This window comes from Staphylococcus sp. GDY8P198P (assembly GCF_017891615.1).
Taxonomy (GTDB): Bacteria; Bacillota; Bacilli; order Staphylococcales; family Staphylococcaceae; genus Staphylococcus; species Staphylococcus cohnii.
In genome coordinates this window covers 1-26,465 of record NZ_JAESJQ010000019.1, presented here as the reverse complement: position 1 = coordinate 26,465, position 26,465 = coordinate 1, and the positions used below count along the sequence as shown (strand labels likewise).

35 protein-coding genes and 1 other RNA gene are annotated in these 26,465 nt (G+C 30.4%); 28 read left to right on the top strand and 8 right to left on the bottom strand.

Going from position 1 to position 26,465, the window contains the following annotated elements:
- The first annotated feature begins 122 nt into the window (after positions 1–122).
- The 4 genes from KA824_RS11585 to ssrA all read left to right on the top strand — a co-directional run bounded on the left by KA824_RS11585 (position 123) and on the right by ssrA (position 4,217).
- Positions 123–863 carry an alpha/beta hydrolase gene (locus tag KA824_RS11585; RefSeq protein WP_107383695.1) on the top strand — a complete coding sequence of 247 codons (741 nt, stop codon included), beginning with the start codon at positions 123–125 and terminating at the stop codon, positions 861–863.
- Positions 864–898: 35 nt separating this feature from the next.
- Positions 899–3,271 (top strand): ribonuclease R, encoded by a 2,373-nt coding sequence (rnr, locus tag KA824_RS11580; RefSeq protein WP_119517708.1) that lies wholly within the window; start codon positions 899–901, stop codon positions 3,269–3,271.
- 22 nt (positions 3,272–3,293) lie between these two features.
- Positions 3,294–3,758 carry an SsrA-binding protein SmpB gene (smpB, locus tag KA824_RS11575; RefSeq protein WP_107383697.1) on the top strand — a complete coding sequence of 155 codons (465 nt, stop codon included), beginning with the start codon at positions 3,294–3,296 and terminating at the stop codon, positions 3,756–3,758.
- A 99-nt stretch (positions 3,759–3,857) separates the two neighbouring features.
- Positions 3,858–4,217, top strand: a transfer-messenger RNA (tmRNA) gene (ssrA, locus tag KA824_RS11570).
- A 94-nt stretch (positions 4,218–4,311) separates the two neighbouring features.
- Here the strand turns inward: ssrA and KA824_RS11565 are convergent.
- Genes KA824_RS11565 through KA824_RS11555 form a run of 3 tightly spaced genes read right to left on the bottom strand, consistent with a single transcriptional unit; the run spans position 4,312 to position 6,573 of the window.
- Positions 4,312–4,920 carry a hypothetical protein gene (locus KA824_RS11565; RefSeq protein ID WP_099090636.1) on the bottom strand — a complete coding sequence of 203 codons (609 nt, stop codon included), beginning with the start codon at positions 4,918–4,920 and terminating at the stop codon, positions 4,312–4,314.
- Positions 4,921–4,929: 9 nt separating this feature from the next.
- Positions 4,930–6,036: a tyrosine-type recombinase/integrase gene (locus tag KA824_RS11560; protein WP_181187801.1), complete on the bottom strand. Its 1,107-nt coding sequence runs from the start codon at positions 6,034–6,036 to the stop codon at positions 4,930–4,932.
- A 9-nt stretch (positions 6,037–6,045) separates the two neighbouring features.
- Positions 6,046–6,573, bottom strand: a complete 528-nt coding sequence (locus KA824_RS11555; RefSeq protein WP_181187800.1) for a helix-turn-helix domain-containing protein — start codon at positions 6,571–6,573, stop codon at positions 6,046–6,048.
- Positions 6,574–6,697: 124 nt separating this feature from the next.
- On the opposite strand from KA824_RS11555, the gene KA824_RS11550 reads away from it, so the two are divergent.
- From KA824_RS11550 to KA824_RS11490, 13 genes are all read left to right on the top strand, one after another.
- A complete protein-coding gene (locus KA824_RS11550; protein WP_181187799.1) occupies positions 6,698–6,928 on the top strand; it encodes a helix-turn-helix domain-containing protein in 231 nt (76 codons plus the stop codon).
- Positions 6,925–7,143, top strand: coding sequence for a helix-turn-helix transcriptional regulator (locus KA824_RS11545; RefSeq protein WP_181187798.1), 219 nt, complete (start codon positions 6,925–6,927; stop codon positions 7,141–7,143). Before KA824_RS11550 ends, KA824_RS11545 begins: the two co-directional genes overlap by 4 nt.
- A 15-nt stretch (positions 7,144–7,158) precedes the next feature.
- Positions 7,159–7,335 (top strand): hypothetical protein, encoded by a 177-nt coding sequence (locus KA824_RS11540; RefSeq protein ID WP_181187797.1) that lies wholly within the window; start codon positions 7,159–7,161, stop codon positions 7,333–7,335.
- Positions 7,336–7,339: 4 nt separating this feature from the next.
- On the top strand, positions 7,340–7,654 hold the full coding sequence (locus KA824_RS11535) for a hypothetical protein (RefSeq protein WP_181187796.1): 315 nt from the start codon (positions 7,340–7,342) through the stop codon (positions 7,652–7,654).
- 72 nt (positions 7,655–7,726) lie between these two features.
- Positions 7,727–8,605: a primase alpha helix C-terminal domain-containing protein gene (locus KA824_RS11530; RefSeq protein ID WP_181187795.1), complete on the top strand. Its 879-nt coding sequence runs from the start codon at positions 7,727–7,729 to the stop codon at positions 8,603–8,605.
- A gap of 13 nt (positions 8,606–8,618) precedes the next feature.
- The gene (locus tag KA824_RS11525; RefSeq protein ID WP_181187794.1) at positions 8,619–10,352 is read left to right on the top strand and encodes a DUF927 domain-containing protein; all 1,734 of its coding nucleotides are present in this window, start codon (positions 8,619–8,621) and stop codon (positions 10,350–10,352) included.
- 465 nt (positions 10,353–10,817) lie between these two features.
- Complete coding sequence (locus tag KA824_RS11520) at positions 10,818–11,282, top strand: hypothetical protein (RefSeq protein ID WP_245335994.1); 465 nt, start codon at positions 10,818–10,820, stop codon at positions 11,280–11,282.
- 11 nt (positions 11,283–11,293) lie between these two features.
- Entirely contained in the window at positions 11,294–11,662 is a 369-nt protein-coding gene (locus KA824_RS11515; protein ID WP_181187792.1) for a hypothetical protein, read from the top strand.
- Between the two features lie 273 nt (positions 11,663–11,935).
- On the top strand, positions 11,936–12,301 hold the full coding sequence (locus tag KA824_RS11510) for a hypothetical protein (RefSeq protein WP_181187791.1): 366 nt from the start codon (positions 11,936–11,938) through the stop codon (positions 12,299–12,301).
- Between the two features lie 98 nt (positions 12,302–12,399).
- Positions 12,400–12,636, top strand: coding sequence for a hypothetical protein (locus tag KA824_RS11505; RefSeq protein WP_181187790.1), 237 nt, complete (start codon positions 12,400–12,402; stop codon positions 12,634–12,636).
- Between the two features lie 12 nt (positions 12,637–12,648).
- Complete coding sequence (locus KA824_RS11500; RefSeq protein WP_181187789.1) at positions 12,649–13,257, top strand: intermediate filament family protein; 609 nt, start codon at positions 12,649–12,651, stop codon at positions 13,255–13,257.
- 59 nt (positions 13,258–13,316) lie between these two features.
- The gene (locus KA824_RS11495; protein ID WP_181187788.1) at positions 13,317–13,787 is read left to right on the top strand and encodes a spore coat protein; all 471 of its coding nucleotides are present in this window, start codon (positions 13,317–13,319) and stop codon (positions 13,785–13,787) included.
- 16 nt (positions 13,788–13,803) lie between these two features.
- Positions 13,804–14,139 (top strand): sigma-70 family RNA polymerase sigma factor, encoded by a 336-nt coding sequence (locus KA824_RS11490; protein ID WP_181187787.1) that lies wholly within the window; start codon positions 13,804–13,806, stop codon positions 14,137–14,139.
- A gap of 211 nt (positions 14,140–14,350) precedes the next feature.
- On the opposite strand, the gene KA824_RS11485 is transcribed toward KA824_RS11490, so the two are convergent.
- Positions 14,351–14,776, bottom strand: a complete 426-nt coding sequence (locus tag KA824_RS11485; protein WP_181187786.1) for a hypothetical protein — start codon at positions 14,774–14,776, stop codon at positions 14,351–14,353.
- A 153-nt stretch (positions 14,777–14,929) separates the two neighbouring features.
- Here KA824_RS11485 and KA824_RS11480 point away from each other — a divergent pair, with 153 nt between their 5' ends.
- The 4 genes from KA824_RS11480 (at position 14,930) to KA824_RS11465 (ending at position 17,040) form a co-directional block, all read left to right on the top strand.
- Positions 14,930–15,307 (top strand): hypothetical protein, encoded by a 378-nt coding sequence (locus KA824_RS11480; protein WP_181187785.1) that lies wholly within the window; start codon positions 14,930–14,932, stop codon positions 15,305–15,307.
- 144 nt (positions 15,308–15,451) lie between these two features.
- Positions 15,452–15,883 (top strand): hypothetical protein, encoded by a 432-nt coding sequence (locus KA824_RS11475; protein WP_181187784.1) that lies wholly within the window; start codon positions 15,452–15,454, stop codon positions 15,881–15,883.
- 130 nt (positions 15,884–16,013) lie between these two features.
- Complete coding sequence (locus KA824_RS11470) at positions 16,014–16,538, top strand: hypothetical protein (protein WP_181187783.1); 525 nt, start codon at positions 16,014–16,016, stop codon at positions 16,536–16,538.
- A 91-nt stretch (positions 16,539–16,629) separates the two neighbouring features.
- A complete protein-coding gene (locus KA824_RS11465; RefSeq protein ID WP_181187782.1) occupies positions 16,630–17,040 on the top strand; it encodes a YolD-like family protein in 411 nt (136 codons plus the stop codon).
- A 61-nt stretch (positions 17,041–17,101) separates the two neighbouring features.
- On the opposite strand, the gene KA824_RS11460 is transcribed toward KA824_RS11465, so the two are convergent.
- Together KA824_RS11460 and KA824_RS11455 are read right to left on the bottom strand one after the other, a co-directional pair.
- Positions 17,102–17,443 (bottom strand): hypothetical protein, encoded by a 342-nt coding sequence (locus tag KA824_RS11460; protein WP_181187781.1) that lies wholly within the window; start codon positions 17,441–17,443, stop codon positions 17,102–17,104.
- Between the two features lie 162 nt (positions 17,444–17,605).
- Positions 17,606–18,205 carry a hypothetical protein gene (locus KA824_RS11455; RefSeq protein WP_181187780.1) on the bottom strand — a complete coding sequence of 200 codons (600 nt, stop codon included), beginning with the start codon at positions 18,203–18,205 and terminating at the stop codon, positions 17,606–17,608.
- Between the two features lie 221 nt (positions 18,206–18,426).
- On the opposite strand from KA824_RS11455, the gene fosB reads away from it, so the two are divergent.
- The 6 genes from fosB to KA824_RS11425 all read left to right on the top strand — a co-directional run bounded on the left by fosB (position 18,427) and on the right by KA824_RS11425 (position 22,664).
- Positions 18,427–18,882, top strand: a complete 456-nt coding sequence (gene fosB, locus KA824_RS11450) for a FosB/FosD family fosfomycin resistance bacillithiol transferase (protein WP_181187779.1) — start codon at positions 18,427–18,429, stop codon at positions 18,880–18,882.
- Complete coding sequence (locus tag KA824_RS11445; RefSeq protein WP_181187778.1) at positions 18,857–19,399, top strand: GNAT family N-acetyltransferase; 543 nt, start codon at positions 18,857–18,859, stop codon at positions 19,397–19,399. The genes fosB and KA824_RS11445 overlap by 26 nt, the downstream gene beginning before the upstream one ends.
- A 198-nt stretch (positions 19,400–19,597) precedes the next feature.
- Positions 19,598–19,993, top strand: coding sequence for an NUDIX hydrolase (locus KA824_RS11440; RefSeq protein ID WP_200670066.1), 396 nt, complete (start codon positions 19,598–19,600; stop codon positions 19,991–19,993).
- A gap of 32 nt (positions 19,994–20,025) precedes the next feature.
- On the top strand, positions 20,026–21,771 hold the full coding sequence (locus tag KA824_RS11435) for a DUF2075 domain-containing protein (RefSeq protein ID WP_181187777.1): 1,746 nt from the start codon (positions 20,026–20,028) through the stop codon (positions 21,769–21,771).
- 351 nt (positions 21,772–22,122) lie between these two features.
- The gene (locus KA824_RS11430; protein WP_226952068.1) at positions 22,123–22,332 is read left to right on the top strand and encodes a hypothetical protein; all 210 of its coding nucleotides are present in this window, start codon (positions 22,123–22,125) and stop codon (positions 22,330–22,332) included.
- Positions 22,329–22,664: a hypothetical protein gene (locus tag KA824_RS11425; protein ID WP_107385067.1), complete on the top strand. Its 336-nt coding sequence runs from the start codon at positions 22,329–22,331 to the stop codon at positions 22,662–22,664. The genes KA824_RS11430 and KA824_RS11425 overlap by 4 nt, the downstream gene beginning before the upstream one ends.
- Positions 22,665–22,888: 224 nt before the next feature.
- Here KA824_RS11425 and KA824_RS11420 read toward each other — a convergent pair whose 3' ends face one another.
- Positions 22,889–23,449 (bottom strand): hypothetical protein, encoded by a 561-nt coding sequence (locus KA824_RS11420; RefSeq protein WP_107385066.1) that lies wholly within the window; start codon positions 23,447–23,449, stop codon positions 22,889–22,891.
- An 864-nt stretch (positions 23,450–24,313) separates the two neighbouring features.
- Complete coding sequence (locus KA824_RS11415; RefSeq protein WP_107385065.1) at positions 24,314–24,922, bottom strand: hypothetical protein; 609 nt, start codon at positions 24,920–24,922, stop codon at positions 24,314–24,316.
- 475 nt (positions 24,923–25,397) lie between these two features.
- Between KA824_RS11415 and KA824_RS11410 the strand changes: the two genes are divergently transcribed.
- Positions 25,398–25,616 (top strand): hypothetical protein, encoded by a 219-nt coding sequence (locus KA824_RS11410; RefSeq protein ID WP_107385064.1) that lies wholly within the window; start codon positions 25,398–25,400, stop codon positions 25,614–25,616.
- Positions 25,617–26,465: the final 849 nt, after the last annotated feature.

Here is a 26,465-nt window from a genome sequence, read left to right as displayed (position 1 = left end):
TCGGGCTTTTTTATTTATAATAGAAGTATTCGGCTTTTAAATGCTTCAAAGTAGGGAATATATTTTGAGTACAACTGATATCATATTTATTTTAATAGCTTGGACGAAAGGATTGAATCACGATGCAAATTAGATTACCAGAACCATTCTTTTTTGAAGAAGGTAATCGCGCTGTATTACTTTTACACGGTTTTACAGGAAATTCTTCAGATGTAAGACAATTAGGTCGATTCTTACAAAAAAAGGGTTACACTTCTTATGCGCCACAATATGACGGGCATGCAGCACCACCAGAAGAGATACTTCAATCTAGTCCATTTGCATGGTATAAAGATGCGATAGATGGATATGAATTCCTTGTGGATAAAGGATATGATGAAATTGTGGTGGCTGGCTTATCACTTGGTGGTTGTTATGCATTGAAAATAAGCTTAGATAGAGATGTAAAGGGTATTATAACAATGTGTTCACCTATGCATATTAAGACTGAAGGTGCAATGTTTGATGGTGTCTTAACGTATGCACGTAATTTTAAAAAATACGAAGGCAAAGATGAAACAACAGTAGAAAGAGAAATGGATGCGTTTCATCCAACAGATACTTTAAAAGATTTACAAGGTCAAATTCAAAGTATACGTAATCAAGTAGATGAGGTTATGGATCCGCTACTGGTTATCCAAGGTGAGCAAGATCAAATGATTAATACAGATTCTGCTAACATTATATACAATGAAAGCGACTCAGATGATAAAGAGATTAAATGGTATGCGAATTCAGGACATGTCATTACAATTGATAAAGAAAAAGAACAAGTTTTTGAAGATATATACCAATTCTTAGAATCATTAGATTGGTCCAAATAAATTTACAGTATTTAATAAAAGAAAGGAGGGGCATAATGAATTTAAAGCAATCCATTGAAGAAATTATTAAACAACCAGATTATGAACCCATGTCTGTATCAGATTTTCAAGATGCATTAGGTTTAAATAGTGCCGACTCATTTAGAGACTTAATCAAGGTACTTGTTGAATTAGAACAAACAGGATTAATTCAACGTACAAAGACAGACAGATACCAACGTCAGGAATCTAAAAAATCAAAGCAATCGAAATTAATACAAGGTACACTTAGCCAAAATAAAAAAGGTTTTGCATTCTTACGTCCTGAAGACAATGATATGGATGATGTCTTTATCCCACCTACGAAAATTAATCGTGCAATGGATGGAGATACCGTACTTGTCGAATTACAAAACTCTAAAGGTGAACATAAAGGTAAGTTAGAAGGTGAAGTGAAATCAATTGAAAAGCACTCTGTTACTCAAGTAGTGGGTACGTATAGTGAAGCTCGACATTTTGGTTTCGTGTTACCTGATGATAAACGTATTATGCAAGATGTCTTTATTCCCAAAGGGCATAATTTAGGTGCGATAGATGGACATAAAGTCTTAGTACAAATTACAAAATATGCGGACGGTACCGATAATCCAGAAGGCCAAGTTTCTGCAATTTTAGGCCATAAAAATGATCCAGGTGTCGATATCTTGTCGATTATCTATCAACATGGTATTGAAATTGAATTCCCAGATAAAGTGTTAGAGGAAGCTGAAGCTGTTCCAGATGAAATTAAACCATCTGAAATCGAAGGACGTCGTGATTTAAGAAATGAGCTAACCATTACAATTGATGGTGCAGACGCTAAAGACTTAGATGACGCGATTAGTGTGAAAAAGTTAGATAATGGACATACGCAATTAACGGTAAGTATCGCCGATGTCAGTTATTATGTAACAGAGGGGTCAGCGTTAAATGAAGAAGCATACGACCGTGCAACGAGTGTTTATTTAGTAGACCGTGTGATTCCAATGATACCTCATCGACTAAGTAATGGCATTTGTTCATTAAATCCACAAGTGGATAGACTAACTTTAAGTTGTCAAATGGAATTAGATGAACGTGGGCATGTAGTTAATCATGAAATCTTTGATAGTGTGATTCATTCAAATTATCGTATGACTTATGATGAAGTGAATGAAATTATTACAGATCAAAATGAAGACACGCGTAAACAATATAACGAAGTTACACCAATGCTAGATTTAGCTAAAGACTTATCAGAACGTTTAATCAATATGCGCAGACGCCGCGGTGAAATTGACTTCGATATCAGTGAAGCCAAAGTACTTGTCAATGATGAAGGTATCCCAACAGACGTAGAATTAAGAAAACGCGGTGAAGGTGAACGTCTCATCGAATCGTTTATGTTAGCAGCCAATGAAACGATAGCAGAACACTTTGATCGTTTGAATGTGCCATTTATATATCGTGTTCATGAGCAACCAAAATCAGAACGTTTACGTCAATTTTTTGATTTTATTACTAACTTTGGTTTAATGATTAAAGGTACTGGTGAAGAAGTTCACCCATCAACTTTACAAAAAATTCAACAAGAAGTAGAAGGCCAACCTGAGCAAATGGTCATTTCTACAATGATGTTACGTTCAATGCAACAAGCACGTTATGATGATGTGAATCTAGGTCACTTCGGTCTGTCAGCAGAGCACTATACACACTTCACGTCACCGATTCGTAGATATCCAGATTTAATCGTGCATAGACTCATTCGTAAATATCTTATTGATAAAACAATGGATGATAAAACACTTAATAAATGGGAAGAAGCATTACCAGAAATTGCTGATCATACATCACAAAGAGAACGAAGAGCGATCGAAGCAGAACGTGATACAGATGAATTGAAAAAAGCAGAATATATGGTTCAACATATTGGAGAAGAATATGAAGGTATCATTAGTTCTGTGGCTAATTTTGGTATGTTTATCGAATTGCCGAATACAATCGAAGGTATGGTACATGTATCAGAGATGACAGACGATTACTATCACTTCGATGAACGTCAAATGGCAATGATTGGAGAACGTCAAGCTAAAGTCTTTCGCATCGGTGATCCAGTTACAATCAAAGTTGTTAACGTAGATGTTGATGAGCGTATGATTGATTTCCAAATTGTTGGTATGCCATTACCGAAAAAAGAACGCAGCCCAAGACCTTCACGTGGTAAGACCATTCAAGCGAAACCACGTGGTCAGTCATTAGATAATTCAAATAATGATAAAAAGGGCAAGAAAAACCAACGTAAAGGTAAAAATCAACGCAATAAAAACAAGCCAGCAAGTGGTAATACCAAACACAAACCATTTTACAAAGATAAAAAAGTGAAAAATAAAGCTCGTAAGAAGAAAAAATAATTCAACAAAGAGGTGAAACTCAATGCCAAAGAAAAAATCACCAGGAACATTAGCTGAAAATCGTAAGGCCAGACATGATTTTAATATAGAAGATACGATTGAAGCGGGCATTGTGTTGAAAGGGACAGAAATTAAGTCCATTCGTCGTGGCAGTGCAAATCTTAAAGATAGCTATGCGCAAGTAAATCGTGGCGAAATGTTTTTAAATAATATGCACATTGCCCCATATGAAGAAGGGAATCGATTTAACCATGATCCACGTCGTTCACGTAAATTACTATTACACAAACGTGAAATAGAAAAATTAGGGGAACGCACCAGAGAAATTGGTTATTCCATCATTCCTTTAAAACTCTATTTAAAACACGGTCAATGCAAAGTTTTACTTGGTGTTGCAAGAGGTAAGAAAAGACATGACAAACGTCAAGCATTGAAAGAAAAAGCAATGAAACGTGACGTAGATAGAGCACTTAAAGCGCGTTATTAAGCGAAAATATTGCCAAAGACATTGATCTTTGGTAATATAATATGTGCTTTCTGAAAAAGATAGATGATTAAATCTGCAGAAAGTACATTATATTATTACGGGGGCGTTTTTGGATTCGACAGGGGTCCCCGAGCTAGTTAAGCGTGTCGGAGGGCTGTCTCCGCACCAACACACACAGTTAAAAATTAACTGACAAATCAAACAATAATTTCGCAGTAGCTGCCTAATAGCACTCTGCATCGCCTAACTGCATTTCCTATGTGCAGTTAACGCGATTCAACCTTAATAGGATACGCTAGGCACTGCCGTTTGAAGTCTGCCTAGAAGAGATTAATCGAACTAGCATAATGTCGGCTGTCTATCACCTAACATTATGCGAAATACCTTGATAGACTACACACGTAGAAAGATTAGTATCAGGACCTCTGGACGCGGGTTCGAATCCCGCCGTCTCCACTATATAGCTCTCAACCATTACGGTTGAGGGCTTTTTATTTTTTGGTGCACAGAAAGTGCACAGATAATGCACAGCAAATAAAAAACACCCTTTATTTTAGGGTGTAGGTGGTAATAAGTCTATATCGAGGTTGTGTATTATAGGATTAAAATCTTTATCATAATGTTTCCAAAATACATTATAGTTATTTGAAGATGGGTGGGGAAAAGTGCCTAAGTTTGAAGAGTGATTTTTATAAAGTTGTTTTGTTTTGAAATATTTAATAGCATCACTTCCAAAACATAGAACTTTAGTGTTAGTATCAATTTCCCAAAACTTATTATCATTTTCAATTATTAAACTATTAATACTTTCCTTAGTAATGTTTGCTTTAATTTCATTTAAATTGCAAAAATAAACACCCTTTTTTTGATAATCAAAAGCTATTTGTTCAGGTTTTTTTTGAAATGTAGTATGAAAATCATCTATGCATGATAATTGTTTTTTTGAAAGTAGTCCGATTATTCTGCGAAACGTTACAATATTTAACCATTCATTATTATTTTCTCTTTTTCCATCAGTGTAATATGGAAAAAATGCAACATTTTCTGTTGGATAGTTTTTCAACTGTATATTTTTATATTCTGCATTTTCATCAACTTTCATCTTTTCCGTATTAAAAAAATATGGATCTTTGCCAATAAATAAGTAATTAATTTTATTCATTTATTCACCTCATAAATATTTTATTATTTCTTTCTGTGTACTAGGGTACAAATGACCATATCTAGATGTAACTTCTTCTGTAGATGAATGACCTAATCGCTGTGCAATTATCATAGGACTAGCACCATGATTGACTAACATAGATACATTCGAGTGCCTTAATTCATGAATAACAATACGTGGGAAGGTTTCACCATCTGGTAATTCATCATCTAGTTTTTTAAGTGCGTTATTAAACCATCTATCAATTGTACCTTCACTAAATGCTTTTAAAAATGTGCCGAATAAAACATAATTAGATTTGTAAATATTATTATCTTTATACCAATTTAAATATTCTTGTAAGTCGTCCATCATGTGAGTTGGCATGTATATATCACGTATGGATGCTTTCGTCTTAGGGGCTGTCACGATACCGTGATAGTCCGTTTTGTTTATATGGATAAACTCTTCATCGAAATTAATATCGTCCCATGTGAGCGCTCTACATTCTCCCTTACGCATACCTCCAATAAATAATAATTTAAAAAATACTTTTTGTTGTATATTGGGTAACATATCGTGAAATTGATTAAATTGGTCTAACGTCCAATAATTTAAGCGCTTTTGCGTTTCAATTTCAAAGTTACCTACTAATGATGCAACATTTTGCTTTAGATCATGATACTTCATAGCATGATTCAATATAGATACTAAGAATACATGCATCTTTTTCAAATATTCTCCCGAACGACCTTCTTTCATTTTCTTATTCTGAAACTTCATTACATCTTGTGTAGTCATGTTGAAAACGTCCATTGATTTAAAATAGGGTATCAAATGATTATTCGCATGTGTTTTAAGTGATTTTAAACTTGATGCCTTACGTCTAGCAGAATACCAATCAATGTATTCTGCTACCAGCTTATCAAAAGGTAATTGATTAATTTTACCTATACCTTCGATTTCATCCATTATTTCATTACATTTTTTAACTGCTTCCTTACGTTGTTTAAAACCTTTACGTGTAATAAATTGACGTGTATTCGTCTTATCGTAGTATGTGATGCGGAAGTAATATGTACTACGCTTAGCATCTTTATAGATATTGTGTGATAGCTTTAAGTCATGTTGCAATTAGATCACCTACTTAATATCAAGGTATTTTTTTAGAAAATCGTCAAATTCTTTCATTATATCATCGTAAGTCTCTTTACTTTGGGAACCTTTATAATTATATAATTGTTGTAAAAGTACAGAAATAAACAATAAATTATCTTCATTCTCTTTTTCAGTTTCATAAAAATTATATGCATTATTAAGAAAATGAACATCTAAATAATGTAAATCTGTCTTTATTAATTCCAACAAATCATTTTTCAAAGTTTCCTCTCTAGTTGTATTTTTATGGGCCAACTCTTTATTTAGTTTTAAAAATTGTTCTCTTTTTTCTTCGTCGGTTAAATCACCATACATTTTAATACCGGAAGATAAGTAATTTACAGTTACATTTAATTTTTTTGCTAATTCTTGGGTAGTTTTTACACTAGGGTGTTTTCTTTCATTTTCTATATCGCTCAAATATGAACGAGATATATTAATCTTGTTCGCTAATTCTGCTTGCGTTAAATTTCGTTGTTTTCTAATTTCTTTTAGTGTCTTGCCGACAGACATTTTCATCACCTCGTTATTATAGTAACAAAAATAATGACGCCGATAAACACATTTCTATTGACAAGCACAATTTTAGTATAGTAAGATGTATTTAGACGCCGAAAGAGACTAAAGGGGTGATGGTATGAAAAATAATGAGCGTTATAGATTTTTGTTGAAGTCAAAAAGAAAAGAACTAAATTTAACACAGTATCAAGTTTCAGAAAAAATTAAAATTTCCCGAAGTTATTATTCAGACATAGAAAACGGAAGGACTTTTCCCAGTGGAAAAATGATGTTGAGAATTAATGAAGTATTACCTATTTTTTTATTCATTAATGACGCCGAAAGAGACTTTAAGGAGGTAACAAAATGACAAATTTAGCATATCCGATGTTATACATCGTAAGACGTGAAAAGGGTGATACTCAAAAAGCTATTGCAAAGAAACTTAGTATTTCACCACAGCGTTATCAGTTAAAAGAATCAGGTAAAGCGAATTTTACATTACCAGAAGCTAAAATTTTATCTGAATTATATGACATGCCAATCGATGATTTATTCAGTAATTCAATTTCAGTAGGACAATAGGAGGTGAATACAAATATGAAATTATTCGGAACACTTATCGCAGCAAGCTCATTGACATCATCAGTGGTAGGTCTAGTAACGCAAGATATATTTAATAGTTTCGCTTTATATAGTCCACTAGCTGTTACGTCATGGGCTATAACAGAATGGTTTAACGATAGAAAAAATAGAAAACAATTATTGGAGGACTAGGAAAATGTTATACACAGAAAAAGTAGAAGAAACAGTGGAATGTACAGATTTAGGAAATAAGATTCAAGCGTGTATGGATTATCTTGCAACAGAGATTGAAGCAGTAGAACAAACTAGAGAATGGGCAATCAAAAATAATGAATTTAGCTTACAACAAGAAATTAATAATGCTTGGAAGTCACATTATATTGCGTTATCTATTTTAAAAAGCATTAGAGAAGATAACGAACGTATGAATGATGAAATAGTAATGATTGTTAAAAATGAGCAAGAAAAAAGCGCATCTGTACAGTCGGCAAACTCAACAGATAACGCATAAGAACAAACACATGAGGTAATCATGCATGGATAATTTATCATGGTTGCCTCTCATTTTAAAAGAGGTGGAAAAATGAAAGAGTTTAACAAAATAAAATTGGATAACGATTTTCGTATATCCATTATACAATATGACAGCCTTTATTCCAACTCATTTCGTGATTTTGATACATGGAATTGGTCTGATTGGCTCAATAAATTACAAATACCAATGATTAATGAAAACAAGTATAAGCGTGGTTTAGTGCTTTATGGTGATGTTGAAGATAGCAACGGTTGTGAAAAGTACCGTAAGGACGACAATATTATTAATCGTTCTGTTATTGCACTTGATTATGATGATATAACAGATTTCAAAGGATTATACAAAGCAATTTCTAAGCATTTAGAAGGCTATTCATGGGCGTTCCACACAACTTATAACCACACTACAGATAATCCTAGAATACGTCTTATAGTGCCTATAAATGAACCAGTGAGTGCAGATGATTATAGGAAGTATACGCAAGCATTAGCACATCAAATAGGCTACAAAATAGATGAAGGTAGTTTCCAACCTTCAAGAGCTATGGCATTACCAGTAAGACCCGATAAAGATATACCATACATCTTTAAACATAACGATGCACCTGCTATTACTATTGAAAACTTAAATCAGTTGTCCAGATTTGTGGACAACATACAAAAAGACAAACCAATTACCATTAATTACTCAAACCAATATAAAAAACGTGATTCATCTTATTGGCGTGATCTTGCGTTCGGTGTTGGTGAAGGTGAACGTAATCAAGCACTAGCTTCAATAAGTGGTTACTTATTACGTAGATATGTAGATGTAAATCTTGTGTACGGTCTAGTTATAGCATGGGGGAAATCATGCAATCCACCTATGGATGATGGGGAAATAAACAAAACATTTAATTCAATACTCAAAAAGCATATGAGCAACTAGAGGGGGACAGTATATGACAATAGAGGAAATGGAAGTAACTCAAGAAGATGTTTTTGAAAATATGAATAAACTTAAAAATTTTCAAGAAATTAATAAAGATAAACCAACAATTCCAGAACCTTATTTAATTAAAGGTAAATGGTTGTATTATCGAAAAATTACTAAATATGTTCAAAAAGAAGATAAGATTGAGGATATTTATATCACAAGTACGCCACCTATTCTTACTGAACGTTATCAAGATATCGAAACAGGAGATATATATTTCGAATTAGAATTTGAGGACAAAAAAGGTAAACATAAATTGCGTGTTAATGCTGGAGATATAACGCAGGCTAGAAATATAGTAGAACTTGCAAACAAAGGGCTAGAAATTACACAAAACGAATCGCCTTCTCTTGTATATTACCTTAGTGCATACAGACGTTGGAACAATATAAAAGATTTTGATGTGGCTACACGATTAGGACATATAGGTAAAAAATTCATTTCACCTTATGTAGAAGATAATAATAAAAATGATTTTAAATTATTTAATTCTGACCCAGGTAAACAAAAAATAATTGATGGGTTTAGAAGTAAAGGAAATATCGAAAAATATATAGATGGATTATTTAAACATGTCAAAGACAATCCAATGGTTATGATGATGTTTTATGGTTCAGTTGGTTCAATATTAGTTAAAGAATTTGGAACAGATTCCATTATCATAGAGCAAGCAGTTAGAACTTCAAAAGGTAAAACTTTTACAGAACGTGTTTGTGCAAGCGTGTGGGGTTGGCATGAAGATTTAGTAATGGAATGGAACACTACAAAAACCAGTGTTGAACGAATGGCAGCATTTTTAAATTCATTCCCTTTAATTATGGACGATACTCGAAAAGCAAACTATAAAGATCTACCACAGATTTTTTACCAATTTTCGGGTGGAAAGTCAAAAGGGCGAGCTACTAAAGAAAGAGGTATTGATGTATTTGAAGAATGGAACACCATATTATTATCTACCGGTGAAGTTTCAACACCAGATATTTCTGAAAAAGGTGGCGTAGCTGGTCGTGTAATTACATTGTTAGAGAATCCATTTCCTAATACGTCACAAGATATTTTCAATGAGATAGCCGAAACATTCGAAAGCAATTATGGATTACTTGGTAAATTATTCATTGAAAAATATAACAGTGATAAGGATAAATACAAATCATCGTTCAAGGGCGCTCAAAAAGTTTTTATAGGTAAGGCTGAAGGTAATGAAGTTATGGTTAGAATCGCTAGAAGTTTTGCTTTATTACAAGTGGCTGGTGAAATATTAAATGATATTGAAGGTTTCGAACATGATCCATACATTATTACGCATAGTGCTTTCAACAGCATGATGAAGAATAATAAAAATATTGATAAGTCTAAAAAAATGCTGGAAGAATTACTAGATTACTTGGATGCAAATAGAAATAGCATTGAAGGCGAAGGATACGACCGAGTTACACATGGTGATATAAAAGCCATTTATAAAAAAGAAGGTTTATGTATCCTTACACAAACCGTTAAAGACTTCTTGGGTGACGAAGTAAACAATATCACAGGTGGTTGGGTCGATAATAATTATCTTATTATTGATAAAGATGGCAGACGTACCAAACGCATTAGTCATAAAGGAACAAAGCCCAATGGCTATATGATAAAAAAAGATGTTTTAGATCAGTTAGATTATGATTTCAGTCAATACCACAATCCGTATGGATATGATTAGAGTTCACGGAGTTCACGATGAGTTCACGGTGAAAAACGAAAAACGTGAACCGCATGAAGTCAATAGTACCAAGGGTTTAGAGTAGATAGTTCACGAAGTTCACGATAAAAAGAATATATGCATATATATATAAGAAAGCAGATTTTATTTATTACTTTATTCTATCTATCTTTATATAAGGGCTTATGTTTCAAAAAAACGTGAACTTCGTGAACCATTGCCCTCAATCCATTGGGAGAGTAAGAGTGAAACGGTTCACACTTTTTAAATACAACGTGAACTGTTGTGTGAACTATTGCTTGAACTCTTGGGGCAGTAGGAGTTGAATGGTTCACAGTGATAAATTTATTTTAAGGATATTAACGATTTGTTATATCTATATTTAACGCAAGGCAATTTTGAATTGGTAATGGCAAGAGTGAAGAACTATCTAACTTACATTAAAAGGAATAAAGGATGATGAATATGATACACAAGAGACCAACACAAACATTTACTTTAAATAAACAAAGACTGAATCATATAGATATTAATCAATTAAAGGCTAACAACAAGCCTATCTGTCACATCTATCAAACATATGGAAAGTATCAATATTTAGAAATAGACTTCATCACATGTGACTGGTGCTTATCAAGTAAAGGTCAGGCATATCTTCAATCTAAACTAAACATGGAACTATTAACCACATGGTTAAAGGGATACAACCTTAAGCTCAACTATACAAGTGTGGGGCATATGACTATCTTCTTACGAGCAGATATAAAGACAATAGAGTTCCTCATAAACGAATTGAATGTGATGAGCAGTAGTAATGCATATTGGTATCAGTATCGAATAGGTAACAGAATGCAGTACATCGAAAGAGAGGTAGGTTATGTATCACCTATTAAACATGTGAAGAACAATGTAAACAAGGTCAAAGCATAAGGGAGTATGACATGTGTAAAGATGAATTGAAAGTATATATTATCAACTATATTAAATACTATACCCATGTAACTTTTATTGATTTAGAAGAACTGTTTGAATCATTGCATATTGAATATCAAGGTGAGCTTACATTCGTACATGTAGACAATAACAATATAGTGTTGTGGCATGGTTGGAGTAATGAAGTGATTAGTATAGTTGGTGATCTATTAACATCAGAACAACTTGAACTAGAACGAACAGATGTAACAACATATGCAAGGCATGGTGTGTATTTAGACTTACCTTTAATGTCAAATCCATTTGATTATTCAGACATACGTTGGTTACCTGTTGAATTAAAACTAGGCAATACTTTGGAAGCATTACTACATTAGGAGATGTTGCGTTATGACTTATAGCAAATTGTTGGCACGTTATTTAGTATATTGCGAAACATCTGCAAAGGTATTAAAAGGTATAAATTACAAAAGCTATTTAGATATGAAAAATAAGTGAATGTAGGGTGGTTAAACACCCCCCCTTAAAATTATTTCTCGATTATTTCCCGATTGGGAGAACGGCGTGTGGTCTCGATTCCGAAAGAATTTGAATGATTTACGCATATAACCCTATACTCCCACCATCTATATTTAAAAAGGAGTAGATTAATGAAATTAAACGAAGAACAACGTAAAGAACGTGAAAAGTTAGTTGCTATAGAAGAAAAACGGTTGCTAGAGATATACAAAGACTTACCAAATGAAAAATTAAAGGTAGCACAAGGTCTTATCAAGCAAGCAGCACGTAACAGAGTGATGTTGAACTACATGTGGGAGGACATACAAGAGAATGGCGAATACGATTTGTTTCAACAATCTCAAAATGTACCTGCTTATGAACGTGAGAGACCTATTGCACGCTTATATAATACACGTGATCAATCATATCAACGAGCAATTAAACAACTAACAGACTTATTACCTAAAGAAAATACCCAAACTGAATCAAATGAATCATCTACGGATTATCTATAATCAACTTAAATATTACGGTTAGAAAATCATTATAATCTTGCGCTGACATATAAATACGGTCAACAAGATAAATTAAATAAAACAAAGGAGATGTTGTAATGAGCAATATAAATATTTTTGAATGGAAAAAAGTGAAGAGTAAGATTAGAGAAATCAGACAAGAAATTGATGATACTAAACAATTAGATACAATTGATAGAAATAAAAGTAGGTATTTAACTAATGTCTTGCGTGAATTAAGTGTTCTTGAAAATATGGTAAATGACTTAATGGATCAAACGAAAGATAGTAATCCAGTTAATAAAATAAAAAGACTATATAACAGATATAAATAAGGAGAGATAAATATGGCTACAAAAAATGACGAAAAACCTAACGTGAATGAAATATTCCCAGTATACATTGAAGTGATTCAAAATATGCTTGAACAAAATAAAGGCATACAAAGTCAAGATTCGTATCAAGATAGAATAAATGCTCTTTTTGAGCAATTAGAGAATGGTAATCTTTCTGTCAATGAATATGATGATGTAGTGAATGAAATAGACGATTTAAGACGAGAAAAAGCAACTAATCCTAATGTGAATGGTCGAGTTGTTTTAAATTTACCTAATGGCGTTAATTCAATTGAAGAGTTGAAAAAAGTAACAGAAAAAGAAGATAAAAAAGCTAATGAAGTGGTTAAAAGTGTTGAAGATGAAAATCATAAACTGAAAATGAAAATCGATGAATTACAATCAAAAATCGAATTAAATAATACGTATATAGGTGAAATAAACAATTATGAATCAATTAATGAACTAGTTAAACCTATCATCAACGGAGATAAAACATACTACGATTCAGAACGCTTTTACAGTGCTTTCATGTGGCATAAAACAATTGGTTTATTGTCTGCAAAAGGTAAAGGTAAGTCGGTTGTGAAGTATCCAGATTTTAATGATAGAGCAAAATAAAACAGTGGGCGCTGGCATATGTGTCAGCGTCTGACTTCTATTTAAATGGGGAGGATGCCATGATTTTAAAGCGTGCTAAATCAGTTTTATTATACTTTGATGAACCTAAAGTAAGTGAGTATGAAATACTTATAAAATATAATCCGACTATTATCAATAAAAAGATATACTATCTTCAAGAACAAATAGATGAGAGCTATCATTTAAATATATCTCATACAGTGTGTGATGAAGTCAGTGGTGTTATATCAGTATCATATCCCATAGAAAAATTAGTTATATGGATTATACAAAAGCAAGAGGATCTAGAACGTTTTAAAATGAATAGTGTTAAAAGAATGAATTTATTAAAACATATTGTTAGTGAATATACAAAACAAGAACAAAAGGAAGTAATGGATTATATACGTTCTAATGGGAGTATAAAAGCATTTGAGACGATTGATAAGTTGCAAAGAGATTTATATAAAATAAAACATTGTAACCAAATCAATTGTGCTAGAGACCATAGAAGTACAACTGTAGTGTAAGGAATGTGATAACTAAATGAAATATGATAAAGCTACATTAAAGAAATTTATACTTAACTATCATAGTGTACAGAAAAGCAATGATATAACCGAATCTAATGATAACCTTGATGATTTCTTTGAACTTAATAATCAAGTGGTAACTGACTTTCGTGAAAATAATAGTATAGAAGATGTAATACTTTATAATGAACTAGAGGAGATTGTAGAAGAAGTTGGTACAGATAAAGAGCATTATATATTTTGGTTGTTAAGTGAAGGATATTCGTATAAAGACATAGGCAATGTTTTTTCAGTGAGTTCAGGTAGAATTGGTCAGATATTTGATGGATTATTGAGCAAATTATCCTAAGTAGTAGATATATGTAACTGTATTATATGTGACTACCTTCTATATTTAGTGGAGAGTTTATATTCTTCTGTGCATTTGACAGAATCACTGGTAAACAAAAAGGTATTAAATATAAATAAAGGAGATACAATATAAGTACACCACGTGATCATAATAAGGGTAAGTACTTATGTGTTTACCCTTATTTTTTGTATACAAAATCAATTTAGATTTAAAACTTTAAGAAATAGTTCGTGATTTCATTTTTTATAATTATATATTCTATTTGAGTTGTTCCATTTTTTGCATCTTCATATTTCTTTATTAATTTATATAATAATGATCTTTGTTTTTTAATTTGTCTTCTAATCTTTTTTCTTTTTCCAATATTTTCTTTTTGTTCTAGTTCATAATATAAAAATTCATTAAATTCACTGATTATATCATTTATATGGTTTGAAGCTCTTTTATATTGACCATCATTTTGATATGTATTATTTGCTTGTTTAATAATTCGTTTTTGAAATAATTTACTTTTCTGGTTTAAATATTCTTTATATCGTTTATGGTCAAAATAAATTTTAATAAAGGGGTGTATTATTGTAAATATACCAGCTAATCCAGCTATTATTGTTGCTATTGATAAAACATTTTCCAAATATTATCACCATATTCTTTTTTAATGTTACTGATATAATACCACACATGTCACTGGGTGGTTATTTTATGTTCGCTTTTATGTTCTGTCTATTACTTTTTCAATAAGTTGTGTATTATATATTTAATTATATTAAAAAGGGGATAACAAACGATGAGTAAAAAAAATGAAATATTAAATTTTTTCAAAAAGCCTTATGGTGAATATGGAATAGAAACAATAGGAACATATTATTTATATTCCGAAAAAATTGAAAATGAGGCTAAATATAAAATCTATTTTGCTAATTTAAATAAAAGGATAGAGGGGAATCAAGAGCCTTTTTTTGAATTATCACTCAGAGAAACTGGAATTTTTATTCCAAGTGATAGCGACTTATCTAATGAAGCAATGGTAAAAAAAGTACTGCCAAATAGTCAAGAACATTTTGATATTGGTTTGAAGATATTTAATAATGAATCTGAAGCAAAAAAAGCTATAGAAAATCTTGGTGGTTCATTCAATATAAAAGAAATTTTAGAAATTGATTAGTTGAAGATTTTTAAAGCAATTTATCGCCTATAATATGTAACTTACTAGGGTAGGCACTTATGTGCTTGCCCTATTTTTTTGTGTGAATATATAGTACAATTAAAAAAACAATATGCTCTATTGCGCAATATTAAGGAGGCTAAAATGAAAAAGAATATTTTTATATTAATGTTAGTTGTTCTCTTAAGTACAATTTTGACTGGGTGTGATAATGCCAAAAAAGATGTACGAGGAGAATGGGAAGGGAAAAATAACAAGTACATAATAACTAAAGATACCATTACATATCAGTATAGCGAAGATGATAAAGATGTATATAATTATGAAGTGGTAAATGATAATGGGTCAACTGTAACAGTTGATTTACGTGATGAAGGAGATAAAAAGGAAGAAAGCTTTGCAAGAGAAAAATGGACTACATATAAAAAAGAATTGAAAATGTACGATGAAGAAGGAAATGTAATCGAAGCTTATGAATCAGAAAAACCTTTTGATTATAAAAAATGGGCTGTAATAATTTGTATTATAGTTGCTGTTGTTTATGGATTATATAGACTGGGTAACAGCGAAAATTAAAATTATATAATCTATTTTGATTTTAACCACCCACACTAGTGATTGGGTGTTTTTTCATTTTTAAATAGCGTTGTACAATTAAAATAATGTGATATAATTTCAATGATATTATTAATTCGGAGGTTTCATAATGAAGTTTTTTTCAAGGTTCTTAAGTAAAAATCAAGATTCAACGTTAAATGAATACTTTTGGGTTCATTTAATGTCAACTAAAAGAAAGAAAGCAATTACGTTATTGATTATTGCTATAGTTTTTTTATTTAGTTTATCAACTCACATGGGGCAAACTAACGCTTCAAATGTCTTTAAAAGTGACGAAAAAGTAGCTAAAAGTAAAATAGAAAAATACATAGACAGCAATAGAGAGTTAGCAAGTTTATTAAGTAAAGGGAAAAATGGAAAAGCTTTAGAATTAGCTTATGATAACCAATCTTATTATGAAGAAACTATTTTAAAAGACGACTATATTAAGGATAATTATGATACAGGTGATTTAGAAAACTACTTAATGGAGCCTTTAGATACATCAACAGGTGGTGTAATGGACGCTGAAGCAACTTACGGTGAACATAGCGGTAAAACTAAAGATATGATGGCTACTGCAGGAAATTATCTTGATGAAAGAATGGATGAAGCAGAAGAAGAGTATTTGTGATAATTGTTTTTGGGTTAGCTGTTTCTGCAGTTAACTCTTTTTTTATTTACATATACGAACAAGTGTTCTATTATATTCATGAGGTAATAATATGAAAATAATAAATCCAGACGCACCAGATGAATATAAATACGAAACTGATTATCGTAAAATACCTAGAGAATATCTTAACTCACGTATACCACAAGGGCGGGGCATGGTTAAATGGCAAGCTTTCAAGACCTTACCCGAACAATACGAGACATTAGAACAGTACATACAAGACCAAAATAAAATTGATAGACCATCATTAAGCGACCACCAATTGAATGATTTAAACGATAAGTTAATATTCAAAATGTACAATGATCCTAAAATTGAATTACGTTATTTTGTGGATGGATATATCAAAACTAAAGAGGGTTGCATTCACAAAGTAGATGTTCACACACAAACACTACATTTATACGAAAATAAAGGGATAGTTAAATTAGATTTGAAAGATATTGTGGGAATAAAATAAATCTAATCAGCTTGATATGTTTTATAAGTTCAATCCCAATTCCAATAACTCAAAGACTTTACTAACTTAGAATTAAATAATAAATATATGTACACAAGATTGACATAGCTATTCCAGTAAGTTTTAAGTACATAAGACCAAATGTGTACTCATCTTTATATTTATTTATATCCATCTTTCTAATTATTTTTACGATTAAGTAGTATAATGGCTCTGGCAAGTTCATAAATATAAGAGTACTTGTTGTTAATACTGCAGCAAGTATTGGGAATTTATTTTCATGGTTACTTAAATGGTTAAGCAAGTAAATAGTAGTTACTACTACAATTGCACTAAATACAATCATTGTGACATAAGCAGAAACTTCTATTTTAATTCTTTCATTTCTTTTTTTATTATTCATAATTCGTTCTTTCCTTTGAATTTGGAATTAAATTTTTTTCTTGTTGCTATAATATCAAAATTATAAAAATATGCAAAAGCCCACCTAAATTAATAGGTGGGTTTATTTTTAAAAATTAGGCTAACGGATAAAACATAAAAGGAATTGTATATTCTGTTCTATTTAATTCATTTCATTATTCATAATTTCAGATACTCGATCATTGTATTCTTCTTGTGGTAAACCTTCAAAATCTTTTTGTCTACTTAATTCTTCGATTTGTTTTTGAGCATCGTCAGACATACCTTCGGTAGAAAAATCACCGCCTGGGAATTGATTCAAATCAATTTGTTGTTTTTGTGTTTCTTGTTCCGTAGTTGCCTGTTCTTGTGATTCTACAGGTGTTTGTGTAGTTTGCTGTTCTTGTGATTCTACAGGTGTTTGTGTAGTTTGCTGTTCTTGATTATTCACTTGTTCTTGTGATTGAACAGGTTCTTGAGTAGTCTGTGGTTGTTCAACATTTTGTGCTTGTTGTTCTGTACTTGCTTGTTGTGAATCATCTTGTTGTGATTCGTCAGTATTAGACGTATCTTTTTTATCTGATTCTTCTTTTTTATCGTCATCTGATTTTTTACTATCTTTAGACTTCTTATCGTCTTTCTTGTTATCTTTACTCGATGATTTAGTTTCCTTCGTATCATCTAAACGACTTTCTTCTTCCTTATTCCCGCATGCTGCTAAAACTAGTAAACTTGCTAATAATAAAAATAAGACTTTTTTCATTGAATACTCTCCTTAAAAAATAAATTGTTAACTTAAGTGTACTACACATAAAAAACAATATTGATAACAAAAAGTTATGATTTAAAATATTTAGTAATAATTTACTTATAATTTATTTGGAATAATAATTTTGCAAAATCATCTTTTTGATAGGTTGTAATAATTTTATATGAATTTATGTTAGAATATTCAGTAAAATGATTTGTTTAGGAGATTATTTTATGATTCAATCTATAAACCACGTTACCTATTCTGTATCAGATATTAAGAAATCTACTATTTTTTATAAAGATATTTTGAAAGCTAAAATTTTAGTAGAGAGTGATAAAACAGTATATTTCACTTTAGGTGGTCTGTGGCTAGCGCTTAATGAAGAAAAAGATATACCTAGAAATGAAATTCAATATTCATATACGCATATTGCTTTTACAATTGATGAAAATACATTTGATGAATGGTATCAGTGGTTAAAAGATAACAATGTGAATATATTAGAAGGACGTAGTAGAGATATAAGAGATAAACAATCAATATACTTCACTGATCCAGACGGTCACAAAATAGAATTACATACAGGTACATTACAAGATAGATTAAACTATTATAAAGAAGAAAAGTCGGATATGAAATTTTATGAACAGGATGATGAAAATGAAGGAGATAATACTAGTAGATGAAAGTATAAAGTTAAGAGATGCGTTTGATAAGGATGCAAAAGAATATCTTAAAATTCCATTCAATAAAGAATTGCTGAAAATGTATGGTTCTAGTATGAGTCCAAGTACAGAAAAGAAATTAGATAAAGCGAAATTATTAGTATCTGAGATCAATTCAAACCCTTATGAATGGGCTATTGAATATGAAGGAAAGTTTATTGGACAAGTTAGATTAACAATAGACAATGAAAATAATAAAGCGAAGTTTGCGATAGGTATATTCAATCCTCAATATTGGAATAAAGGAATTGGAACAAAGGTTTCAAACACAATATTGAACTTTGGTTTTTATGAATTAAAACTTCACAGAATTTATTTAAAGGTGCTTGCTTATAATAAAAGAGCTATTAAATCGTATGAAAATGTAGGGTTCAAAATTGAAGGTGAAGAGAGAGAAGGAGCTTTTATTAATGGGAAGTATGAAACTGATATTCACATGAGTATTTTAAAAAGTGAATATGAGCAATCAAACGTATAGTTATATGATTATTCATTTTTCGATGCAGCAGAGAGCGAATGTCAGAGTGCTTTTAGATGAAAATATTATGGTTATTTATTTTTTCTATATATAAGTCGAGTTATGTTATCATTTAGTAGCAATGTATAAAATTAGAACCAATTAATAAAAAGGTAATAGTAACAAAATATAATTATGATTTTTATTAGAGGTAGTATTATGAAGTTTAATTTGATTATGGTTATTAATAAAGATATGAATAAGTTGCTATTTTGTTATAGAAACAAAATGCCGTATAAAGGTAGATATAATTTTGTCGGTGGTAAAATTGAAAGTCATGAAAATAGTGAAGATGCTGCTTATAGAGAGTTGTTTGAAGAAACAGGCATATCTATGGATGAAATAAATTTAATAAGATATATTGATTTAAATTATTGGTTAGAAGATGTCTTTATTGAAGTATATTATGGAATATTAAAAGATGAAATTGAGTTAGTACCCGAGAAAAATAAATTATTTTGGATAGATTTAAATCAAAATTTCTATGATAGCGACATTTTCGCTGGAGATGGACTTATTGGTCATATTATTACTCATTTGGAAATTTTGAACTAGTAAATAATCAAAGTACAGAAAGGGGATTATAAGTGGCAAAGTATGATGCATTTGAATTAGATATAGTAGATGGTCAAATAACTAACTTAGATAAACTGAATAATAAAAAAAAGAAATTAATAGAAAACGGCAATATAATTTATATATACATAAGTAATAAGCCTAAAAAAAAATATGTAGGACAGACTAAGCATTTCTTAAAAAGACACAAGCAACATTTTAATGGAAATGAAGTAAAATTTAATGAAGCAAATTTTAATAAAGTAATAATACTTACATCTCAATATTTTCATTTATCTGCTTTAAATGACGTTGAAAAACAATTAATTACATATTTTGCAGCTGATTTATCCAAAAATCAAAAAATAAATTATGATGATGACGAAGTGATCAATTTAACTAATGGGAATGCTGTAATTGATTATATGGAGAAAGAAAAAGTTGAAACAGAAGTTATATTACCTTTTTGGGAAAATGAATTATATCCTTTATGGGTGAATACACCAACAATTAATAAATTAAAATCTAATGTTTTAGTAAAATATAGTCCTATAAAAACATTATCATTGGAACAGGGTAACTTAATTTCAAAAATAGTAAATGAACCACACGAAGATTTTGTGATAAACGGAGATGCAGGGACAGGAAAAACAGTATTACTAACACATATTGTTGCTGAATTATTGAAAAAAACTAATAAGAAAATTGCTATAGTAGTACAACCCAATTGGAAAGATACGGCTAAGAAAATCTTTAAAGTCTATGATCTAAATAATAATAACCTGAAAATTAAAACATCAACATCACTAATCAATGATTATTTAAGAGAAGAAGAAATGTTTGATGTGGTTATAGTAGATGAGTCACATAAAATGTCTAGAAGGTATTCAAAGCAGCAACAGACTTTCAATAAAGTTTATCAAAATCAATTTGCAGATGCTGAAAACCATTTAGAATGTATAAAACAAATTGGAAAGCAAGTTATTTTAATGTATGATGTGTTACAAGGGATTAGGCCTGCGAACATTCAACGTTCTAAATTTATGGAAGAAACAAAATATTTTCAAAAAGAATATTTAAAAACTCAATTTAGAATTCAAGCACCAGATGGTAAAAATTACAACTCTGATGATTATATAAATGGTATTAAATATTTATTGTATAAAGATACTGGACTTTTAGATATGACAAATTTTAATCCTGATTTTGATAGGGATTTATTTAGAGATAATAGTGAAGATGCATACTATGGTTATTTTGAAAAAAAACCTTTAAGAAGCTTAATTGAATGGTTGGATGATGATTTGAATTATAATCATAATCATGTAAATAGAGTTTTAGGTGGATTAGTCGAACCATGGAAACAATCAGACGGTAATGACCCTAGTATTACACATTGGCACGAAGATAATATAAAGAGAAGATGGAATTCTAGGCAAGAAAATTGGATCAATTCTTCTGATGAAGATGCTAAAGAACAAATAGGGTCAGTCTTTGCAGTTCAAGGAATTGATCTTAATAAAGTCGGTGTGTTAATAGGTAATGATTTACAAGTGGATTCAAAAGGTAAATTGTATGGGGAACCTAAAAACTTTCATAATGTAAATGGTGTTTTCCCAAAAGATGATTCTAGCCCTGAAAATGAATTTGAATTTACTATTTTTGTTCTAAATATCTATTATGTATTGCTTACTAGAGGAATAGACGGAATTCGTATTGGATTTTGGAAAAACGAGAAGTTTAAGGTATATATGAAAAAAACTCTTGATATTAATTAGATAGTAAATTTAAAAATGGTATACAAAGTATTTTTAATTAGAATTAAATCTAGTTAGAGTGCACAAATTTATGTTGTTTTTGCAATTTTAACATTTTACACTCAATCAGTAATGCAATGTAAATGTTGATTTGACAATACTTATAGCTATTTTAAAATGTATACATAATCACTTTAATCAACTCCCGCCGTCTCCATATTAGAGCACTCAACCATTGTGGTTGAGTGCTTTTTTCATGTATGAAAATTTTGAAGTTTATTAAGAGTTGTTCTAGAAAGATAACTGCGTAATTATCATAGCATGGTTGATACTTATAAGAATAAATCACATGATATGGATGAATTTCAATATATGAACCTAGAATCGATTGTAAAGGGAATTACAGCAGTATATAACGATAGTGATGTAAAAGTGCAGCAGATTATTAAGCTCATATGGTGGGATGATAAGAAGCACACAGATGAAGTTGTAGCTGATGTAATAGAGATCAGTGAATTAACACTAAGACATGCTAGAGAAGTTATATTAAAACGTGTTGCAAAGGCAGTAGATTATGTATGAGGTATGATAAAGCAACGGTAAAAGAATTTATATTGAATTACCACAAGATACAAGATAATAGAGTTTCATGTGATGAAGATGTCGGGATTGATGACTTCTTTAATGTTAACGATCAAGCAGAAACTCATGAGATAGATAATAATAATATTGAAGAAAGTATATTTTATAATGAAATAGATGCTGTTATAGAGAATGAGGCGACTGAAGAAGAACATAATTTATTCTTATTACTTAATAATGGTGTGAATTTTGAAGAGGCTGGGAGTATATTTGGTGTGCAGTCACAAAGAATTAGGCAGATGTTAAATAGTTTATTGGATAAAATGAAGTAAATAAAAGGGGGCTGAAACCCCCCTTTTTTATTTATTTTTGTTATTATTCATCTTTTGTCCAAATGTAGTAATTGTAAATACTATTATAAATAGACCAATTCCTATTAAGATAGAACTTAATGTCTGATTGGTAACTAAATTTAAAATTAGCAACGTGTACAACGTGGATAATAAGGCTGATAAAAAAACAATTAAAATTTTAATAATAGAAAACACCTCATTTGCTACTGATTTACAACACTATCTACAGTGCCATCAACTTTACCTTTAATTATAATGCCATTTTTAGGAACTGCATTACCGCCAAATGCATTAACTAAATACCCTGCAAACGAACCCGTAAAACCACCTGATACACCGCCTATTAAAGCTCCTAACGCACCAGCTGCACCAGACCCTCCAGCTTTTATTATACCTGTTGCTGCACTATGTGATAGGTATAAGTCTACTTTATCCGAATTTTTGCCTTTACCATATACTGCTTTTGTTACTCCGCCTTTTTTAGCGGCATAAGTATTGATACTATTATTACTTTCAGCTGATTCAAAACCGCTAGTATCATATCCTTTTTTATTTAATTCTGATTTTAACTCTTGATCTGAAATATATTTAACGTAGTGGTCTCCTTCATTTTGTGCATCACTTGGTATGTTATTTATACTCAATTGTTGTTTTTGATGGACATTACTGTTTTCTTTACTCGCTTGTGTGATAGGTGAACCTGCTAAAGATAACGTAAATATTGATGCTAATACAGTACTAGTAAACTTCGCATAATTGTTCATAATGAATACCTCCTTTGATTTATATAACTAACATAACAATATAACGTAAAATAAAATGGGGTTTTTCATAAGTGTTACAATATAATTCCAAACTGATAGTATTTACTAAAACCAATAAGTAATAAAATGATTTTAGTATACTAGAATAAGTTTTACCATTCCTTAATAGAGTGCTCTCTAATAATATTGTTTAGGATAGGCAATATGCGCTTGCCCTATTTTTTATGGTATAATATAAATGAGGAAACAGTGTTTAACACTAGCATACTATCATTTGGTTGTATGTTTTATTTTATTATGTGCAGTGGACTTACTTTCGTTTAGTAGTAAGAAGCTAACTGTACCGTTTTGATTTAATCCGCCCACACTAGTCACTGGGTGGTTATTTTTTTATTTACTTAAGCGAACGAGAGTGCTGTTATATTTATGAGGTGATATTATGATGCCAGATAAATATAAAAATGAAACTGACTATCGTAAAATACCACGTGAATATCTTAATTCACGCATACCACAAGTCAGCTATTCAAAAATACGCCTTAACACTATGAGAGATTTGAGCAGTATGTTGAAGACCAAAACAAAGTAGATAAACTTTCACTAATCGATGATAAATTGAATGATTTAAACGATATATTAATATAAAAATATATATCACGAATCCATAAATGTGTTGCATTATTTTGAAATTGGCTATATTAATACTAAAAGGGTTACATATATAGGTAGACACATATACACAGATACTAGTTTTATATGAAAAAACTGTTGAATTTAAAAGATATTGTGGAGATAAAATAAGCCCACCTAAATAAATAGGTGGGCTTATTTTACGAATATATGGCCCTAGGAAGACCTTAAATATTATTGACTATATTTATTTTGATAATATTTAAATGCTGCAAGTTTTTGTTCTGCGTCTTCAACTTCATATTGATTATTTTCAATTGCATACATGGTTTGCTTTTCACCAGATGAAAGCCCATCTCCAGTATTTTTTCTCCATTCTTGATCAGGCATGTTCATATATGGATTGTTTGGGTCATAACCGTTAGCTTGTTGATTGTTTTGTTGTACTTGTTGGTTTTGTTGCGTATTTGCATTAGCTTGTTGTTGCTGGTTAGCAGTTGTTTGTTGTTGGTTAGTATTAGCTTGTTGATTCTGTTGGTCTGAATTGGCTTGTTGTGTATTGTTATTAGTTTGATTTTGATTATCTACGTTAGCTTTTTGGTCAACATTATTTTGTGAGTGATTATCATTGTTAGAAGTTTGATTATCACTATCAGAATAGTCTTTGTTATTATCTTTCTTATCATTTTCATTTTTCTTATGCTTAGCTGTCTTTTTATCATCATTTGATTTCTTGCTTTTACTTTCTGACTTTTTATTATCATCCAATCGGCTTTCTTCTTTATTTCCGCATGCTGCTAAAACTAAGAAACTTGCTAATAATAAAAATAAGACTTTTTTCATTTATACATCCCCTTAAAAGTAATTAATAACTTAAGTGTACTATACTTAAAAAATAAAGGTGATAACAAAAAGTTATAATGATGATTATTATTTGTAAAAATACTTATAGTTATATGCAAATCAAATGCGATTATTGTACATCAAACGAATAACTTATATGTTTATACATTTTTTGATGCAACATAGACGAATGTTAGGAACATAATTACTCAATGGCAAAGGCTTATGCTTACTCTAAGCGTTATATCATTTGGAATTATTGGATGAATGTAACGGAAAAATTTAGAAGTTAAAAACATATACATACTAAAATACGACAGAAAAAATCGATTTTTTAAATAACACATAAGGAGCATTAATGGCCGGAAAAATTTAGAATTTTATTCACGGAGAACATTATATAAAGTATCTAATTTGCAATGCTAAGTAATTAGTTGGATAATTAATTTATAATACTTACACAGGGTGAATATAGATGGACGAAATTTTTGTTTTTAAAATAAAAACGAACGATGGAAATATGTTTCGTGAATATGTAGAAAATATTTGGCAAATTAGTGAAGCAGTGGCTTTGAAAAGGTTTGAAAAAGCGATTAAAAAGCATGAATACTTTTACTTAAAAGATAGTGGTAGATATATTAATGTGAGTAAAATTATTTCAATCGACGTAGAACTTTTGAATGACAACGTTTAATTTATATATAGTAGCATAGTTTATTAATTATCGGTGTGAAATATAAGTTGAATTATAAAAATGATTGAGAAATTTTGAAGAAACAGTAAAGTAAACAATTCATGTATTTAAGGAATTGAATATATTATGAGTAAACGAGTTTAAGTTATTTTTTAAATTTAACTTCAACTCCAATAAAAAGCTTTCATCTATGATGGTTGAGAGCTTATTTTTGTTTCAGGTGTTCGAAACGAGTTTTTCTTATATTTATGTCTATTGATTGGAGGGCAAGTGCATATGTGCTTGCTCTGTTTTTATAGTAAAAAGGGAAGCTATAATATTACATGCGAATAACTTAAGTTTCAAAATTTTTTGTGAGTATTTAATTTGAACAAGTGTCAAAGTTTATGATATCTTACGGTCTCGTAAATAGTACGGCAATAGGGACGACAGCAAGTGATTCTTAGTTAACTAACATAAATTATTTGTTTTTTTAAAATGATTTTAGTATATTCACTAAACGCAATATATTCATTGATATTTATAGTATATTGTATCTACATCATCCAAGCATCACATTGGTTGGTGGTTAATTTACAAAAACTTATTATGAATCTTGCATTGAATTTACAAATTTAATTTAAAATGAATATAAGTTAGAAGGTGATCGTACTATGAAATATAAAATAAAAAAGCTAATAAAAAAATATGCTGAAAATGGGAAGATGGAAAAGTTACTTCATAAAGTGAAAGACAGTATAATGAAGAAAACTGGCAAAGATTATTCGAAATATATTAATAAATTTATAATAGAACTAAAAAAGTAGTATTGTAGAAAGGATACTTTAATTGAGTCAAGTCCAGACTCCT